This window comes from Acinetobacter sp. 778_lipA (assembly GCF_058242985.1).
The window spans coordinates 1,736,323-1,752,877 of the sequence record NZ_JBZAYT010000001.1 but is presented as its reverse complement, the minus strand read 5'-3'; the positions used below and the strand labels follow the sequence as shown (position 1 = coordinate 1,752,877).

The window sequence follows — 16,555 nt, the reverse complement described above, 5'->3', positions numbered from 1 at the left end:
TTAGACCTCGGACTTATTTATAAGTCACGGGGTCAATTTCATGTCCTATATAAAGTGTAACGCGATCTTGGGTTGTAATTCGGACATCATGGCGTTGATATGGATTATAACCAACTTCGCTTATTCTATATTTTTCAAGTGGTTTTAAATATTTATCCCCAGGTTGATTTGGATCTGGGTCTTTTTTCTGCCACTCGAAATCAGTTAAAACTGTAGAATAAATTTCATCTTTTTTAGCATCATCTGACCTTTCCTGAGCAACTTGTTTATGCAAATTATTTTGCTCTTCTACAGGTTGTTGTGCATTTTCCTTTACAGCTTTAATAATAATAGGTGACAGTTTAACCACACCTACAGATTGCTCTGCAAGATCTTGATCATCTAATTTATCTGCCAATACCTCTACCGAACTGAATGCCATCAAGAGAAAACCGAATATTTTTAAATAATCAGATTTATCCTTATCTTTGATCCTCATGATCAACGTTTCCTTTCTTATTATTCCTCACTGAAAAAACTATCAATTTTTGACCGTTTTTTCAATAAATTCATGAAAAACCCGATAATAGGTAAAACCTAAATCAATACACATAAATATTTGATGATTAAAATAATATGATGAAAAGACTAGGCTATGCCGATTAGTGGTTTAGGATGGTTTATAAATCTATGCATTCCTATAGCTCTGGATGCTTGATTGGGGGATTAAACAGGCTTTAAACCTTTGCATCAATTCTACGATGTGTAGTGTTTTCCCTATTATGCGGAAAGTCTTAATGTGGCATTCTACTGCTCAATCAACCTCATCTCCCCTTCACAAGTGCTATCCATTAAGATTACTTACCTTTTGATCCAATGCTTACACTTATGTAGAACGCTAAAAAGTCCTAAAGCTTGCAATACCATACCTTATATTCAAAGTTTAAATACCTTTGCGTAGGCTATGTCTCACTTTTCGTAAGGGTTGCCAAACCTTACACTGTAAACAAAGCAGTGCTTTGTTTTTGCTCATGGACGGGGGTACGTCCTATACCCCCGCCCAACTGTGACATCCATGTCGCCCCATGATTAAAACAACCATCTATGATTCAAAAGTACAAAAAATGAATTGTTAACCAATAATTTCTAAAAGTTCATTTAGAAACATAAGCTTCATTTATGATCAATGACTTGATGGAAACCACTTGTATGAGTAACTAGCTGGTTTGACTATATAACACGTAAAAATATAAATACTTCTCTACTAAAAAAGCCAACTACCTTGCGGTAGTTGGCTTTGGTTATACAGCTAGATAAATTAACTTAATTTTAATTTACCAAAATTAAGTTGACCATGTTCAGCACTGATTAAAATGGTATCACCTGCTGTAAATTGACCAGCAAGAATTTGCTGAGCCAATGGATTTTCAACCTGTTGTTGAATCGCACGTTTGAGTGGACGTGCACCATATACAGGATCAAAACCAGCATCAATCAGAATATCAAAGGCCTGATCATCGACTTTCAACCCAATATCTCGTTCAGATAAACGTGAACGTAAGCGATTCAATTGAATATCTGCTATGCCACGAATTTGTGATTTTTTCAACGAGTGGAATACCACCAACTCATCGATACGGTTAATAAACTCAGGACGGAAATGTTGTGATACGGCATTCATCACCGTTATACGAACATCCTCATCACTAGCACCTTCACCGAGCTCACGTACATCACTTGAACCTAAATTCGATGTCATCACAATCACGGTGTTTTTAAAATCAATCAGACGGCCTTGTGAATCAGTTAATCGTCCATCATCCAACACTTGTAATAAAATGTTGAATACATCTGGATGGGCTTTTTCAACTTCATCAAATAACACCACACTATATGGTTTACGGCGTACTGCTTCAGTTAAAACACCACCTTCTTCGTAACCAACATAACCCGGAGGTGCACCCACCAATCGACTAACCGAATGCTTTTCCATAAACTCTGACATATCGATACGAATAATTGCATCATCACTGTCAAATAAGAAATTACCTAAAGCCTTGGTTAACTCAGTTTTACCCACCCCTGTTGGTCCAAGGAATAAGAACGAACCACTTGGGCGATTTGGATCAGATAAGCCCGCACGTGAACGACGAACTGCATTTGAGACAGCAACCACAGCTTCATCCTGTCCTACCACACGGTTGTGTAAAAAATCTTCCATATGGAGTAATTTTTCACGCTCGCCTTGTAGCATTTTTGATACAGGAATACCAGTTGCAGCACTGACTACTTCTGCAATTTCATTTTCAGTCACTTTGGTACGAATCAGTTTCGGTTCTTCATTGACTTCCGCTACCTCTTCCTCACTCAAGCGTTTTTGCAATTCTGGAATCACCCCATATTGCAAACGACTTGCTTCAGCCAAATCACCCTCACGTTGCGCTTTTTCAAATGCAGTACGGGCTTTATCAAGTTCGATTTGCGCCTGATTTGTACCATCCACTAAACGCTTTTCAGCAATCCAAATTTCTTCCAAATCACTATATTCTTTTTCGACATCTGCAATTTGTTTTTCCAAATGCTCAACTTCAGCTTTGCTGACTGAATCTGCATCTTTTTTTACCGCCTCCAATTGCATTTTTAACTGGATTAAACGGCGGTCTAAACGGTCAAGTGGCTCAGGTTTAGAGTCAATCTCCATTTTAATACGTGATGCTGCTTCATCAATCAAATCAATCGCCTTATCTGGCAATTGGCGATCTGTAATATAGCGATGTGACATTTTCGCCGCTGCAATAATTGCAGAGTCGAGAATTTGCACACCATGATGTGTTGCATATTTGTCTTTGAGACCACGCAAAATTGCAATGGTATCTTCAACACTTGGCTCATCTACCAAAACTTTTTGGAAACGGCGTTCCAAAGCTGCATCTTTTTCAATGAATTGACGATACTCATCCAGTGTCGTTGCACCCACACAACGTAATTCACCACGTGCCAATGCAGGTTTTAACATATTACCTGCATCCATCGCACCATCACCCTTACCTGCACCAACAAGCGTATGTAGCTCATCAATAAAGAGAATGATTTCACCATCAAACTTCGCTAGATCCTTGAGTACTGCTTTTAAACGTTCTTCAAACTCACCACGGTATTTTGCACCAGCCAGCAACGAACCTAAGTCTAGCGATAAAACACGCTTACCTTTTAAGCCTTCAGGCACTTCACCATTGATAATACGTTGTGCCAGACCTTCAACAATCGCCGTTTTACCTACCCCAGGTTCACCAATCAATACAGGATTATTTTTAGTACGACGCGACAACACTTGAATAGTCCGACGAATTTCTTCATCACGGCCAATCACAGGATCGAGTTTACCTTCCGCAGCACGTGCTGTTAAATCTATGGTATATTTATTAAGTGAATCTCGTTGATCTTCATGGTTATTTGCCATAACTTGTTCGCCACCTCGAATATTTTCAATTGCTTTGCGTAGTTTGTCAGTCGTGACACCTACGCTTGTTAACAATGTTTTGGTAGCACCTGTTTCAGCAAGTGCCAAGATTACCCAATCAGTAGATAAAAATTCATCTCCTGCTTTTTGAGCAAAGCTATCTGCCAAATTAAGCGCACGTACAGCTTCTGGATTTAAATTAATATCTCCAGTTGGTGTTCCAATTTTGGGCGCATCTGTTAAGGCTTTTTGCAATTTTGTTTTTAACTCAGGTAGATTGGCGCCTGACTGTTGCAAAAGACTAAGATTAGATGGTTCTTCCAATAAAGCGGAAAGAATATGAATACCCTCAATTGCGGTATTATCATTACCCATTGCCTGAGATTGTGCATCAGATAAGGCTTGCTGCAGGCGGTTCGTAAATTTTTCAAATCGCATTCTTGTTATTCCTCACAACAAATTTTGTACTTGAATAATAAATGGGAACGTTTTTTTCGATTTCAATAGCAATAATGAATTAATTTATATATTTTTCAAAAACTTACCAAAATACTTAGAATGGATTTCAGTATTAATATCTGTGCTGAAACGTTATTTTTCAAGTAAGCTTATGGAAAAATATAGAGAATTAGTTTTTTAAACGTTTGTATTTTCAACGATATGCTTTAGAGTAAGGAGTATTGAGAGATTTTAGTATAATAACAATGTTGACTTTCGGTAAATCATTATCTGTATTAATTGCAGTATCTGCACTGTATGCCTGTGGCTACAAATTGCCAAATAGTGAAGAATTTCCCCACAAACATATCCAGCAATTAACACCGAATATATCAGGCATAGAATTCACATGGTTTAAAACGCCTGATGACATGAATAGAAAAGCCCTCAATGAAAATTTTATTGTTTACAATTGCCCTGAAAGTCATATAAAACAAAATCCTGTAAAGAATTTTAAATTATGTACTTACGATCTAAATCATGATCAACAGATTCAGCCTCATTTCATTGCTGCACAAACAAATCAATTGATCGATCAAATTGTCGCCTTAAATCACAATCACTTTCTCATCACTATAAAAACCTTTCAATCTGGTGTGAATAATCCAATGCAAGCTTATTTATTCAATGCACAGACACAAAATTTAACGGCCATGACTTCGTTTTCCTATGCTGCATTTTCTCAGACAATTTTAGAGCAAATGGTGCAAGAGAAAACATATCAAAAGAAAGTCTTAGAATATGACACAACAGTTTATTTTGATCCTCAATATATTTCGGCCAAAGCAGCCGCAGAAGCTCAAAAAGAACATAAACAACAGCAGCAATCTGTAATCAAAAATTTCAAAGATATTTTTAGAGACAAGCCTGAACAACCAAAACGTGATTTTTCACCAGATGATTATCCTGCTCAACCTGCCGAACCTTTTAATTTAAAACTCATTCAACAATTAAGGCTCTATCTACAACAGCACCAAGCAGAATGTTATTTAATTCTTGATCACGAAACACGGCTCTTAAAAACACCTCAAAGTTATCTCTATAGTCGCGATTTTTCCAAATTTCTGCCACAGTTGAAAGATGAGATAAGACTGCCTGAATGCAAAAAGCCAGTAGAGTTACCCACTGTAAATGCCAAATATCTAAAATATCAAAGTATTGATGATGTTCAAGGTTCAGGAAATCATTATATATTCTGGTTTACACCTATTGGCTATGACGTATTTGAAATCAAACAACATGGGCAAAATAAACAATTTAAGCTGCCCATTGACACTGCTTGGATATATCAAATTAGAAATAAACTGATCATCTCGGTTGATCAAACTTACTACATCATTCCACTTTCTTAATGAAGCATTTTAACCTCATAAAATTTTAAGCTACACAACCTATTAAGCTTTTAATGCACTTACACTTCCGACTTGGTTGCAGAACTTTGAGAAACTGCGCTATTCGCTGCGACATTTTGGGTAATCCATACATTTCCACCGATTACAGCACCCTGACCAATGGTAATACGCCCAAGAATAGTTGCACCTGCATAGATCACCACATTGTCTTCTACGATTGGGTGACGTGCATATTCTTTCTGTAAACGCCCAGAATCATCGATTTCAAAACGTTTAGCGCCAAGCGTTACGGCTTGGTAAATTCGCACATTTTTACCAATAATACAGGTTTCACCAATCACCACACCTGTACCATGATCAATAAAGAAACCTTGATCGACTTGTGCACCTGGATGTATATCAATGCCAGTTTTTGAATGTGCAATCTCAGCAATTAAACGTGCCAACAGTGACAAGTCTTTTTTATAAAACTCATGTGCAATTCGGTGGTAAATAATTGCCAAAATACCCGGATAACACAATAAAACTTCATCGACACTTCGTGCAGCTGGATCACCATCATAGGCTGCAATCACATCTGTATCTAAAATTCGGCGTAGATCTGGTAATTTTTGTGCAAATTCACTGACGATACTTTGTGCCAATACCTCAATTACGTCGGCATTTTCGTTGTGCTTTTTATATTTATAATCATAAGTTAGATTAAGTTTGACTTGCTCCAATAATGAGTGCAAAGTTTTCTCAAGTGCATGTGCAATATAAAAATTTTCACTTTGTTGGCGTAGATCAGGTGGCCCTAGTCGCATAGGGAACAAGATACCACACAGATCATTCATGATTTTCTTAATTTCATCTTTTGAAGGTAATTCCCTACCGCCAAAGTCTTTTAAGCTTTTACGTTGAGTACGCCATTCATTACGAGCTTGTTGTAGCTCATCCACAATATTGGGGATATTCCATTGGGTCATATATTTACCTACTGAAATGACTTTTCACAATCCATGCGCTTAACATGAAATTTTATTATTCACTTTGAATATGTAAATACTATTTTATTAGCAATCTTGTAGATAAACATTCTTCGTATAAAGATATCTTTAAAAATCATTTAAATCTTATTTCAAAATAAGAATAAGCAATTCAATTTTTATTAATTTATTGAATATATAAAATCATTATAGTTGTTATCAATACATCTGATACATCAAGACTTAGATGTAATTCTAAGTTTGAAGAAAGGCAACTGAAATGACGAGTTTAAATCAACAACACTTTACCGAATTAACAACGGCTCAAATTGAAAATATCTTTGAACAAGCAAAACAACGTGTTGAAGATCATTATTTAGAATTTACGGGAACAATTTTACCTCATGAAGCATGGGCATTGTTTAAAGCGGGTCATGTGGTGATTGTCGACGTACGCACCAACGAAGAACGTAAATTTGTCGGCTATGTAGAAGATACTATTCATATTCCTTGGGCGACAGGAACTGCGCTGAACCGCAATCCACGCTTTGCCAAAGAACTTGAAACTAAAATTGGAAAAGACAAGATCATTCTACTGCTTTGTCGTAGTGGCAAACGTTCCGCAGCTGCTGCAAATGTGGCTTTTAATGCGGGTTTTGAAAATATTTACAATATCGAACAAGGCTTTGAAGGTGACCTTGACGAAAATGATCATCGTGGTTCTTTCAATGGATGGCGTTTCCACAACTTACCTTGGCGTCAGGAATAAGGCTCTTGCTTTATTCCTCTTATGAATTTTTATAAGCAGTTGATAATGATTAAAAACGCTCTTAATTAGAATCAAATTAATGCAATAAATACCGGTCACAATTAAACACCAATAGCAAAATTCTTACTTTATTGGAGATGATAAAAACAGCATTTTTAAATCAGATGAGTAATCAATAAATTAATTTCCAATACCACCAAGGATTAAAACATGGCTAAGAACCAAGAAGTCACACGCCAAGCGCTAAATGATCAAGCAGCCCGTCAACTTGCCAATGCGACAAAAACAGTACCGCAACTCTCCACCATTACGCCACGTTGGCTAACACATTTATTGCAATGGACCCCTGTTGAAGCAGGTATCTATCGGGTCAATAAAGTCAGCAATACCGATGATATTCAGGTGGCTTGTACACAACGTGATGAAGCAACACTTCCACAAACTTTTGTCGACTATGAAGTTAATCCACGTGAATACTTTTTAAATGGTGTTTCCACAGTTCTGGATATTCATACTCGTGTTTCTGACTTATATAGTAGTCCTCACGATCAAATCAAAGAACAGTTACGCTTAACCATCGAAACCATTAAAGAACGTCAAGAAAGTGAATTAATCAATAATCCTGAATACGGCTTATTGGCAAGTGTTGCAGATGAGCAACGTATTTCCACTTTGACAGGTGCACCCACACCAGATGATTTTGATGATTTACTACGTAAAGTTTGGAAAGAGCCAGGCTTCTTCTTAGCACATCCCGATGCGATTGCAGCTTTTGGACGTGAATGTACCCGTCGTGGTGTTCCACCACCCACCGTAAGCCTATTTGGTTCACAGTTCATCACTTGGCGTGGTATTCCACTGATTCCTTCAAATAAAATTCCAGTTGAAGATGGCAAAACCAAAATCATCTTGTTACGCGTTGGTGAAAAGCGTCAAGGTGTTGTTGGCTTATTCCAACCAGGTCTTGCTGGTGAACAGGCACCTGGCCTATCTGTACGCTTTATGGGCATCAATCGTAATGCAATCGCCTCTTACTTAATCTCCTTATATTGTTCTCTTGCTGTGTTAACAGATGATGCACTCGCTGTGCTCGAAGATGTGGAGGTAGACAAGTACCATGACTATCCAACAACTTACAAGTAATCAACCTACTCCAGATATTTCTTCTGATCATATTGCTGATGCGCCCATCAGTGAATCTGTCATTGCACAATTGGCTGCTGAATTTTTTTCGGCTTTACCCAAGCAAAACCCACAAGGTTTTAACTTTGATATACCCGATCAACGATCTCAAGGTATTAGTCACCAACCACAGCCTAAAGACCCGATTACTGCATTGTCTGGGCGCATACCTGCCATTGTACAACAGGCAAATTTAAACCCGGATTCTACACATCACTATGTAGAACCGACCGCCGACCATCCCGAGCGTAGAATTCTATCTTCTTCGCCCATTGTTGGTGGTGCAAATACTCCTGATCCATTTGCTGTCGGACAAAAGCTAGATTTGTCTTTGAATCCTACACAAATCACACAACAGACTGCACCATCAAACCTAACAACGACTGCGCCACATCAAGCTCAATCGAGTTATTACTTTTTGGATCTGCCTCACCCTGAAGTTGCTAGCGCCCAAACAGTCAATACCAATACGGCTCAAACTGATGTGCTTAAAAATCCATATGCGTTTGATCATTATCATGTGACAGATGACCAGCAATTAAAAAGTGTATTACAAGATCGTAATGACAAACCTACAACAGCAGCGTCTGGTTATTATTTTCTTCAATCACCTACCATTGAAGCTGTTCGTCCGCATTCAGATGTGCAAATACCAGCGAATGCTCAGAACTATCAACCCATTGATATTTTGCAAATCCGTCGGGATTTTCCCATCCTACAAGAGCGTGTAAATGGTAAGCAATTGGTTTGGTTGGATAATGCAGCCACCACCCATAAACCTCAGGCGGTCATCGATCGAATTTCATATTTCTATCAACATGAAAATTCGAATATTCACCGTGCAGCACATGAACTTGCAGCACGTGCCAGTGATGCTTATGAGCATGCACGTGATGTTGTTGCTCGCTTTATTGGGGCCGCTTCAGCAAAAAATATCGTCTTTGTTCGAGGTACAACAGAAGGCATCAACTTAATCGCAAAATCGTGGGGTAAGCAGAATATTCAAGCGGGAGACGAAATTATTGTGTCCCATCTTGAGCATCATGCCAATATTGTGCCTTGGTACCAACTCAGTAAAGAAACTGGTGCAAAACTCCGTGTAATTCCTGTAGATGATACTGGTCAGATTCAGATTGAGGAATTTGTAAAATTGCTCAATCCTAGAACCAAACTGGTTTCGATTACACAGGTTTCTAATGCCTTGGGTACTGTAACGCCTACTCAAGAAATTATTGCATTGGCGCATGCAGCAGGTGTTCGAGTTTTGATTGATGGTGCTCAGTCTGTTTCGCACATGCCCACCAATGTTACTGCCTTAGATGCCGATTTCTTTGTGTTTTCTGGGCATAAAGTTTTTGGCCCAACGGGTATTGGCGCTGTTTATGCCAAGTCTGAATTACTTGATAGCATGCCTGTATGGGAAGGCGGCGGAAATATGATTCAGGATGTGACGTTTGAGAATGTGGTCTATCAACCTGCACCAAATAAATTTGAAGCAGGTACGGGGAATATTGCAGATGCTGTTGGCTTAGGTGCTGCTTTAGAATACGTAGAAAGTATTGGAATCCATAACATTGCACGTTATGAACATGACTTGCTTGAATATGGTCAACATGCACTACAAAGCGTTTCTGGACTACGCCTGATTGGTACTGCATTAAATAAAGCCAGTGTGATGTCTTTTACACTGGCAGGCTATGAAACGGAAGAGGTCGGGAAAGTACTCAATCAATATGGTATCGCCGTGCGTACTGGGCATCATTGTGCCCAACCGATCTTACGCCGTTTCGGTGTTGAACGTACTGTACGCCCTTCTCTTGCGTTTTATAATACCACTGAGGAAATTGATTTATTGGTTTCAGTATTGCATCAACTCCGCCGTGCTAAACCTTATAAATCCTAATTTTAAACTTTAGCTTTTAAAGCTTAGTTTTTAAGTTTTAGTTTTCAAAGACTTTATTGATCGATCATAATCACATGCTTAATTAATTAGGCATGTGATTTTTCGAGGTGACGATTGTATGATCTATTTTTGAATGGGGATGCGTAATTCATCCAATTAGTGAAAATATCCCCTCAATTCGATAAAACGATACACTACAACAAAAAAATTAAGCCGCTATTTAGTTTAAATCAGGTTGATTTACCATTATTTTTATCAACCTATTTTTGCAACATTTTTAAGACTATATTACTCATAACTTTAAAAGTAAATATATCGGCTGTACCTGTTAGTAAGGACAGTAATTTTTAACGGACGTATCATTCCCAAATTTTTTACTAATATGCTGAGCCCATATAGCGCGCTTTTTATCCAGCCATTGCAATGTTTCAACATCTACTAAAGAAGGCTTGGGTGCAAAGGATTTATAATCATTGATGAATTTTCCCATCCAACAATAGCCAAAGAAGTTTTCAGACATCATCTTGTCTTCGAGATTGTAAATAGGGAATAGCTCTTTCTCATAACTTTTTAAAAAATAAAGCTTGGCTAATGATGATTTATAAATTGCGTCAGCCATCGCATTTTTCTTAGTCGTGTCAGCTAATCTATAAATAGGTGTATCAATATTGATAAATACATCACTTGTTTCTACGTATTTTTGAATGTCTTTTTTTGTTATTTCATTAGCAGAACATCCTATCGATACCAGTGGTATTAATATTAGAGTTAAAAATTTAAATTTCATAATTACCCACTTCCTTTATTGTCAAACTGCTTCAAGTCTACAACAGAACCTTCCCCCTTATACGTTCCATCTCCTGTTAACTGTTTTAACATTCCCGAATGATAATCTTCATTAAATATATTTTTAAATGTGGATCTGTTTACATATAGAGGACAATGATTATTTTCAGCCAATTGCCGAAGATGTACTATGGTTTCTGGAACAGTAATATTTTTTGCAATTCCTATTACTGCCAATACATCAAAAAAACTAAATCCTGTTTTAAGTCTGATTGAAAAGGTTTGTTTTTGAAATTGAGCAACTAATTTACTGGCTTCATGCATTGAGTGTTTCCGTACATACTGTTGAAACTTTACATACATCATAGTGTTGAAGGAAAGCTTATTAATCATTCCATCACCAATTTTGTTTATGTCATATTCCATACCAAAACGTAAAGCCAGTAGAAACTCTACTTTATTTGTGCGTTCCAGCCTTTGCCAATGATCTTCGTCAAAGAAAAAATTGTAAGGCGCAGCAATGTAGTAATTACCAACTTTAAACGCTGGATTACACGTTACAGAGGGATAGTTACAAACTTCAACATCCCTAGGAAACATACCCTTATCAGTTACAATAACGTCAGCCATAATTTTTTACCCTAAGTCATCATCTAGTGGAGGCATTGGTTTAGAAAGGTCATAAATTATTAGCTCTACCTGTTCCTCTTGATCACCTGAATCAATATGAACTGTATTTCCATCTTCATCAGTTTTCCCCTCAATAACTTCACCGTTTGCACGTTTCAATTGGTATGGAAAATCAACTAACGGTTTCTGAGTAGCTTTATCTAACAATTGGTGTTGCAAACCAAAATTTGTTGAGATTACTTTATCTATAAAGCTATTTTGTAAAGGCTCTTTTGAGCTTGAAGAACTTCTATAATTCTCACCTTGGCTTGTTCCAACAACATGATCTTGTTTAGGTAAAATTTTAGCTCCACAAGTCAATAAGTCATCAACATAAGCAACAGCTTTGCCATCCATAATAATATGATCATGGCTTTTAACAATTTCAGACCAACATTTGCACTTAGGGCAAAAGTGACCATCTCCAGCACGTAGAAATAGATTTCCCATTTGAGATGTTCGTTGTTGTGTTGCTTGAATGATGCCTCCATGATTTGTCATAGAGTTATGAATTGCAAAACCTTTAGTCATGATTAAAACCATCTTGGCACAAAAAGCCTTCAGGGGCCTTATCACCGATAAAGATATTTATAGCTACAGAGTTATTAGGGCTATCGACAATCTCATCACCATTCTCTAAGTGGCTTCCTACCAATGCAGCGGACTGACCATTTATAAGACAACCCTTGCCAGCACCTGAAATGATTTTAGAAATTGTCCCATCTGCGTAAATAGCATCGTCACCAACTAAAGCAATAGGCAATCCACCTATTCGGCTTTGCAATGCAGTCGCTTTAACTAACCCACCATTTTTGGTTTTAGCCCCATTTACCGCAAGGTAATAGATCTTTTTGGGTCTGCGTCGAAAATAAAGCTGCTCTGCTTTTATTGTTTGCTTTATGTCTTCTTGAGACATCTGCTTTAACTGCTCAATTGGTAATTCATGTAAAAATTTAGGTTTCGTCATACTGAGGCCAATTATTGTTATTGAATGAAGAACATAGCAATTGAAACATAAAACCAACCATTAAGACAAATTTAATAGAATTATTAAATAATTTTAATAATTTAAATTGATCAATATCTTTACACTATTCATATTTCAATCAACTCGCTTATCAAGCCTATTGACCAATGTTCTCAATTAGATCTCTTGAATCTTTCTTAACAAATCAGATATTCAAATAATTGGGTAATATTCATTGCCCTACAGTATTTTGAATAGTCATCAAGAACACTCTACTTACAATTTAACAATCACATGCTTGAGCATCTGAATAAAAAAGCGAGATACTACAAAAAATTAAACCTTGTATGTTATTTATGCCTTCAATCAAAAAACTTTTCCTACTATCTAGCTTAATTATAGCAACACAAGCTTTTGCCTTACCTCAAGACTCACGTCGTGCAGGTGGCATAGCGGTTATTCCTGTTGCTAAAACCGTGTTAAATGTCACTTATCAAGACAAACCTGTCTTGATCGTGGATGGTGAAAATGCAGTAAACCATATTGTTTTTGGTATTCCGCTTTCAGCGCCACTGGGTACACTGCAATTACAAAGCTCTAAAGGCCCAATTAATATTGAAGTGAAGCCATTTAAATACGCTGAGCAGCGCCTCAATGTAAAAAATCAGGACTACGTCAATCCGAATCAAGAACAACTTGATCGTTATAGCCAAGAAGCGAAAGAACAAAACAGTGTTTATAGCTCTTTTAGCCCTGCACAATGGAAAGACTTTCCAACATTTATCCGTCCTACAGCAGGAAAATTTAGTAATTCATTTGGTCGTAAACGCTTTTTTAATGGTGAAGAACGTGCTCCACATTCTGGTTTAGATATCCCTGCCCCCATCGGACAAAAAGTGGTTGCGCCTGCCGCAGGAACAGTGGTTGCCACAGGCAATTATTTCTTTAATGGAAATACCGTTATGATTGATCACGGACAAGGTCTGATCAGCATGTTTTGCCACCTCAGTAAAATCAATGTAGAAAAAGGGCAAATCTTGAAACAAGGTGAATTATTGGGATTGGTGGGTAAAACAGGACGAGTAACAGGTCCACATCTACACTGGGGAATGAGCTTAAATAATGCCCGAGTTGATCCACAATTATTTTTATCACTTTAATTTTGCAAGCAAAATGCAAAGAAAACTTTGAACATTTGTTTCAAAAATGGTCCTTTTAAAGAAATACACATTTTGTAATAATTTATTTTTTAAAAAATTGTTAGCATGAGTCATGAATTTAAAAAGTTAGAGCACATAAAAAAAAGCCAATCTAAGGATTGGCTTTTTAGAATAATAATTTAATTATTCAGCTAAAATTATTTCAAAATCATGGGTGATTTCAACACCACCATCGGATAGCATTTTACTTGCTGAGCAATACTTTTCGGCTGATAATTCAACAGCTTTCGCTACTTGCTTCTCTTTTACATCATGCCCTGTTACCACAAAATGTAAATGTATCTTCGTAAATACAGCTGGAATCGTGTCTGCTCGATCCGCTTTGAGCTGACAAACAACATTTGTTACATTTTGCCTAGATTTCTTTAAAATGGTCACAATATCGAATGAAGCACACCCACCAAGTCCCATTAATATGAGTTCCATAGGACGTGGGCCACGGTTTTCACCACCATATTCAGCAGAACCATCCATCACAATTTGATGACCACTTTCTGATTTTGCTTCGAAAGCAACATTCTCTAACCAATGAACGCTAGTTTGCATTGCAACTACCTAAAAAAAGCTATAAATTTACGGGGTACCTGTACACTAGCATAAAATGAGTTGATAAGGAATTTCATCTCTACTGCTTCTACGTGACGAGTTCAATTTAGATCAACAGATCTAGTTATTATCCAATTCGGAATTTTTAAGCATGTCTTCTAATTTTGCACAACTTAGTACAGATGCTTTGTCTCCTGGTCAACTACCTGAGTCAGTCAAAGCTTTGCTCAAAAGAGCCCACATCAATCGTTTTCCAAAACGCTCAACGATTATTGATGCAGGTTCAGAGTCAAAATCACTGTATTTAATTTTAAAAGGTTCAGTTTCAATTATTTTACGTGAAGATGATGAACGTGAAATTGTTGTTGCATATTTGAACCCTGGGGACTTTTTTGGGGAAATGGGATTATTTGAGCAGAATCCACAACGTACTGCGGAAGTAAGAACCCGTGACGTATGTGAAATTGCTGAAATTTCATATGACAATTTCCACGAAATTAGTAAACAATATCCTGACTTAAGTTATGCCGTATTTGCACAACTTGTTCGTCGTTTAAAAAATACAACACGCAAAGTAACTGACCTTGCATTTATTGATGTATCTGGTCGTATTGCACGTTGTTTAATTGATCTTTCAGCACAGCCTGAAGCGATGATCTTGCCAAACGGCCGCCAAATCCGCATTACTCGCCAAGAAATTGGTCGTATTGTGGGCTGTTCCCGTGAAATGGTTGGTCGTGTTCTAAAAACACTTGAAGAACAAGGCATGATCGAAACCGACGGTAAAGCCATCCTTATATTTGATGTATCTTTAGAAGAATCTAATTTTTCTGAAGACGAACTAAGCACAGATGATGAATAAAACTTGAGAACAAATTTGAGAATTTATTTCCTTAAAGAATTATGTTGAATGGGGTAAATATCAAATATTGTCAAAAAGTTGAAATATAGTTTAAAAGCAAACTCCCGAGTTTGCTTTTTTCATGTTGCTAGAACTACACAGTGAATGGCTGTGAGCTGGTCTCATGACCATGCTATAAAACTAGACCAAGCTAAAATGAGCATTTTATAAAAGAATCAGATAACTTTATCTTATTTTGATAATTAGAAACATTTTTTCACTTAGTTATCAAATTTAAATTACGCTATTATTCTCACAAGATACTGAATATTAGTTTTGAAGGACATAAAATGAAGTCAAATCGTTTAGGGCATTCTGATCTTGTGGTCCCTGAAATTTGTTTAGGTACCATGACCTTTGGTGAACAAAATAATCAGAATGAAGCATTTGAACAACTTGCTTATGCAATCGATCAAAATATCCATTTCTGGGATACTGCTGAAATGTATCCGGTACTCCCTAAACCAGAGACACAGGGATCGACTGAAAGCATCATAGGGAATTGGATTGCTCAAAACGGTCAGCGTGACAAACTTATCATTGCCACAAAAATTGCAGGCCCCCAACAAGGTGGCAGTCAAATTCGTGATGGGCATACCAAGTTTATAGAAGCAGAGATCAGTAGTGCTATTGATAGCTCGCTCAAGCGCTTACAAACAGACTATATAGATCTTTATCAACTGCACTGGCCACAACGCCCTGTTAACTTCTTTGGCACGCTGGGTTACAGCAATCAGCTTGCGGCACGTACACAAGACATCACCCCGCTTGCTGAAACCTTAGAAGCACTCTCGAAAGAAGTTAAAAAAGGGCGTATTCGTCATATTGGCTTATCCAATGAGACACCTTGGGGTACCTTAAAGTTTTTACATTTAGCTGAACAATTGGGCTTAGAAAAAATTGTGAGTGTACAAAACCCTTATAGTTTGCTCAATCGTACTTATGAAATTGGGATGTCTGAGATCGCACAACACGAGGGCGTTGGCTTACTCGCTTACTCACCCTTAGCCTTTGGTTACTTAACTGGCAAGTATCGCCACGGCGCACGCCCTGAAAAAGGACGTATTACACTATTTTCTCGCTTTAGCCGCTATAGCAATCCACAGAGCGATTGGGCGACAGAACAATATGCACAGCTTGCAGAAAAACATGGTTTAAGCCTTACCCAATTGGCTTTAGCATTTATTAAACAACAATTTTTTGTGAGTAGTACCATTATTGGTGCGACTACGCTCGAGCAACTAAAAGAGAATATTCAGGCCTTTGATACCCAATTGTCTGAAGAAATCTTATTGGAAATAGATGCGATTCATCAGCAGCAGCCAAACCCTGCACCTTAAGCACAATTTTTGAAA

At 37.5% G+C, this 16,555-nt stretch carries 15 protein-coding genes; 7 read left to right on the top strand and 8 right to left on the bottom strand.

Going from position 1 to position 16,555, the window contains the following annotated elements; genetic code table 11:
* Window positions 1-13 precede the first annotated feature (13 nt).
* Together AC4CUY_RS08195 and clpB are read right to left on the bottom strand one after the other, a co-directional pair.
* Complete coding sequence (locus tag AC4CUY_RS08195; RefSeq protein WP_336953107.1) at window positions 14-478, bottom strand: hypothetical protein; 465 nt, start codon at window positions 476-478, stop codon at window positions 14-16.
* 819 nt (window positions 479-1,297) lie between these two features.
* Entirely contained in the window at window positions 1,298-3,877 is a 2,580-nt protein-coding gene (clpB, locus tag AC4CUY_RS08190) for an ATP-dependent chaperone ClpB (protein WP_336953109.1), read from the bottom strand.
* Between the two features lie 266 nt (window positions 3,878-4,143).
* On the opposite strand from clpB, the gene AC4CUY_RS08185 reads away from it, so the two are divergent.
* Window positions 4,144-5,289 (top strand): hypothetical protein, encoded by a 1,146-nt coding sequence (locus AC4CUY_RS08185; protein WP_490773965.1) that lies wholly within the window; start codon window positions 4,144-4,146, stop codon window positions 5,287-5,289.
* A 59-nt stretch (window positions 5,290-5,348) separates the two neighbouring features.
* Here AC4CUY_RS08185 and epsC read toward each other — a convergent pair whose 3' ends face one another.
* On the bottom strand, window positions 5,349-6,257 hold the full coding sequence (gene epsC, locus AC4CUY_RS08180) for a serine O-acetyltransferase EpsC (RefSeq protein WP_419327389.1): 909 nt from the start codon (window positions 6,255-6,257) through the stop codon (window positions 5,349-5,351).
* 280 nt (window positions 6,258-6,537) lie between these two features.
* On the opposite strand from epsC, the gene AC4CUY_RS08175 reads away from it, so the two are divergent.
* From AC4CUY_RS08175 to AC4CUY_RS08165, 3 genes are all read left to right on the top strand, one after another.
* On the top strand, window positions 6,538-7,026 hold the full coding sequence (locus AC4CUY_RS08175; protein ID WP_004721117.1) for a rhodanese-like domain-containing protein: 489 nt from the start codon (window positions 6,538-6,540) through the stop codon (window positions 7,024-7,026).
* A 210-nt stretch (window positions 7,027-7,236) separates the two neighbouring features.
* A complete protein-coding gene (locus AC4CUY_RS08170; RefSeq protein ID WP_004721119.1) occupies window positions 7,237-8,169 on the top strand; it encodes a family 2A encapsulin nanocompartment shell protein in 933 nt (310 codons plus the stop codon).
* Window positions 8,144-10,111 (top strand): family 2A encapsulin nanocompartment cargo protein cysteine desulfurase, encoded by a 1,968-nt coding sequence (locus AC4CUY_RS08165; protein WP_490773964.1) that lies wholly within the window; start codon window positions 8,144-8,146, stop codon window positions 10,109-10,111. The genes AC4CUY_RS08170 and AC4CUY_RS08165 overlap by 26 nt, the downstream gene beginning before the upstream one ends.
* 328 nt (window positions 10,112-10,439) lie before the next feature.
* Here the strand turns inward: AC4CUY_RS08165 and AC4CUY_RS08160 are convergent, their stop codons facing one another.
* The 4 genes from AC4CUY_RS08160 to AC4CUY_RS08145 are packed head-to-tail and all read right to left on the bottom strand — an operon-like array spanning window position 10,440 to window position 12,533.
* Window positions 10,440-10,898 (bottom strand): hypothetical protein, encoded by a 459-nt coding sequence (locus tag AC4CUY_RS08160; RefSeq protein ID WP_333667274.1) that lies wholly within the window; start codon window positions 10,896-10,898, stop codon window positions 10,440-10,442.
* Between the two features lie 2 nt (window positions 10,899-10,900).
* The gene (locus tag AC4CUY_RS08155; protein WP_490773963.1) at window positions 10,901-11,527 is read right to left on the bottom strand and encodes a hypothetical protein; all 627 of its coding nucleotides are present in this window, start codon (window positions 11,525-11,527) and stop codon (window positions 10,901-10,903) included.
* Between the two features lie 6 nt (window positions 11,528-11,533).
* Entirely contained in the window at window positions 11,534-12,097 is a 564-nt protein-coding gene (locus AC4CUY_RS08150) for a PAAR domain-containing protein (RefSeq protein WP_335954937.1), read from the bottom strand.
* A complete protein-coding gene (locus tag AC4CUY_RS08145; protein WP_419820523.1) occupies window positions 12,090-12,533 on the bottom strand; it encodes a PAAR domain-containing protein in 444 nt (147 codons plus the stop codon). Before AC4CUY_RS08145 ends, AC4CUY_RS08150 begins: the two co-directional genes overlap by 8 nt.
* A 356-nt stretch (window positions 12,534-12,889) precedes the next feature.
* On the opposite strand from AC4CUY_RS08145, the gene AC4CUY_RS08140 reads away from it, so the two are divergent.
* Window positions 12,890-13,693 (top strand): peptidoglycan DD-metalloendopeptidase family protein, encoded by an 804-nt coding sequence (locus AC4CUY_RS08140; RefSeq protein ID WP_419327387.1) that lies wholly within the window; start codon window positions 12,890-12,892, stop codon window positions 13,691-13,693.
* A 183-nt stretch (window positions 13,694-13,876) separates the two neighbouring features.
* On the opposite strand, the gene AC4CUY_RS08135 is transcribed toward AC4CUY_RS08140, so the two are convergent.
* Window positions 13,877-14,299: an OsmC family protein gene (locus tag AC4CUY_RS08135; protein WP_336953120.1), complete on the bottom strand. Its 423-nt coding sequence runs from the start codon at window positions 14,297-14,299 to the stop codon at window positions 13,877-13,879.
* 151 nt (window positions 14,300-14,450) lie between these two features.
* Here AC4CUY_RS08135 and crp point away from each other — a divergent pair, with 151 nt between their 5' ends.
* Together crp and AC4CUY_RS08125 are read left to right on the top strand one after the other, a co-directional pair.
* Complete coding sequence (crp, locus tag AC4CUY_RS08130) at window positions 14,451-15,161, top strand: cAMP-activated global transcriptional regulator CRP (protein WP_004721139.1); 711 nt, start codon at window positions 14,451-14,453, stop codon at window positions 15,159-15,161.
* Between the two features lie 329 nt (window positions 15,162-15,490).
* Complete coding sequence (locus AC4CUY_RS08125; protein ID WP_490773962.1) at window positions 15,491-16,540, top strand: NADP(H)-dependent aldo-keto reductase; 1,050 nt, start codon at window positions 15,491-15,493, stop codon at window positions 16,538-16,540.
* Window positions 16,541-16,555: the final 15 nt, after the last annotated feature.

Bases quoted from the DNA above. Each gene is read 5' to 3' on its own strand.
- AC4CUY_RS08170 (WP_004721119.1), top strand. From the start codon at position 7,237: ATGGCTAAGAACCAAGAAGTCACACGCCAAGCGCTAAATGATCAAGCA.
- AC4CUY_RS08165 (WP_490773964.1), top strand. From the start codon at position 8,144: ATGACTATCCAACAACTTACAAGTAATCAACCTACTCCAGATATTTCT.
- AC4CUY_RS08150 (WP_335954937.1), bottom strand. From the start codon at position 12,097: ATGACTAAAGGTTTTGCAATTCATAACTCTATGACAAATCATGGAGGC.
- crp (WP_004721139.1), top strand. From the start codon at position 14,451: ATGTCTTCTAATTTTGCACAACTTAGTACAGATGCTTTGTCTCCTGGT.
- epsC (WP_419327389.1), bottom strand. From the start codon at position 6,257: ATGACCCAATGGAATATCCCCAATATTGTGGATGAGCTACAACAAGCT.
- AC4CUY_RS08175 (WP_004721117.1), top strand. From the start codon at position 6,538: ATGACGAGTTTAAATCAACAACACTTTACCGAATTAACAACGGCTCAA.
- AC4CUY_RS08195 (WP_336953107.1), bottom strand. From the start codon at position 478: ATGAGGATCAAAGATAAGGATAAATCTGATTATTTAAAAATATTCGGT.
- AC4CUY_RS08145 (WP_419820523.1), bottom strand. From the start codon at position 12,533: ATGACGAAACCTAAATTTTTACATGAATTACCAATTGAGCAGTTAAAG.
- AC4CUY_RS08185 (WP_490773965.1), top strand. From the start codon at position 4,144: ATGTTGACTTTCGGTAAATCATTATCTGTATTAATTGCAGTATCTGCA.
- AC4CUY_RS08160 (WP_333667274.1), bottom strand. From the start codon at position 10,898: ATGAAATTTAAATTTTTAACTCTAATATTAATACCACTGGTATCGATA.
- clpB (WP_336953109.1), bottom strand. From the start codon at position 3,877: ATGCGATTTGAAAAATTTACGAACCGCCTGCAGCAAGCCTTATCTGAT.
- AC4CUY_RS08125 (WP_490773962.1), top strand. From the start codon at position 15,491: ATGAAGTCAAATCGTTTAGGGCATTCTGATCTTGTGGTCCCTGAAATT.
- AC4CUY_RS08155 (WP_490773963.1), bottom strand. From the start codon at position 11,527: ATGGCTGACGTTATTGTAACTGATAAGGGTATGTTTCCTAGGGATGTT.
- AC4CUY_RS08135 (WP_336953120.1), bottom strand. From the start codon at position 14,299: ATGCAAACTAGCGTTCATTGGTTAGAGAATGTTGCTTTCGAAGCAAAA.
- AC4CUY_RS08140 (WP_419327387.1), top strand. From the start codon at position 12,890: ATGCCTTCAATCAAAAAACTTTTCCTACTATCTAGCTTAATTATAGCA.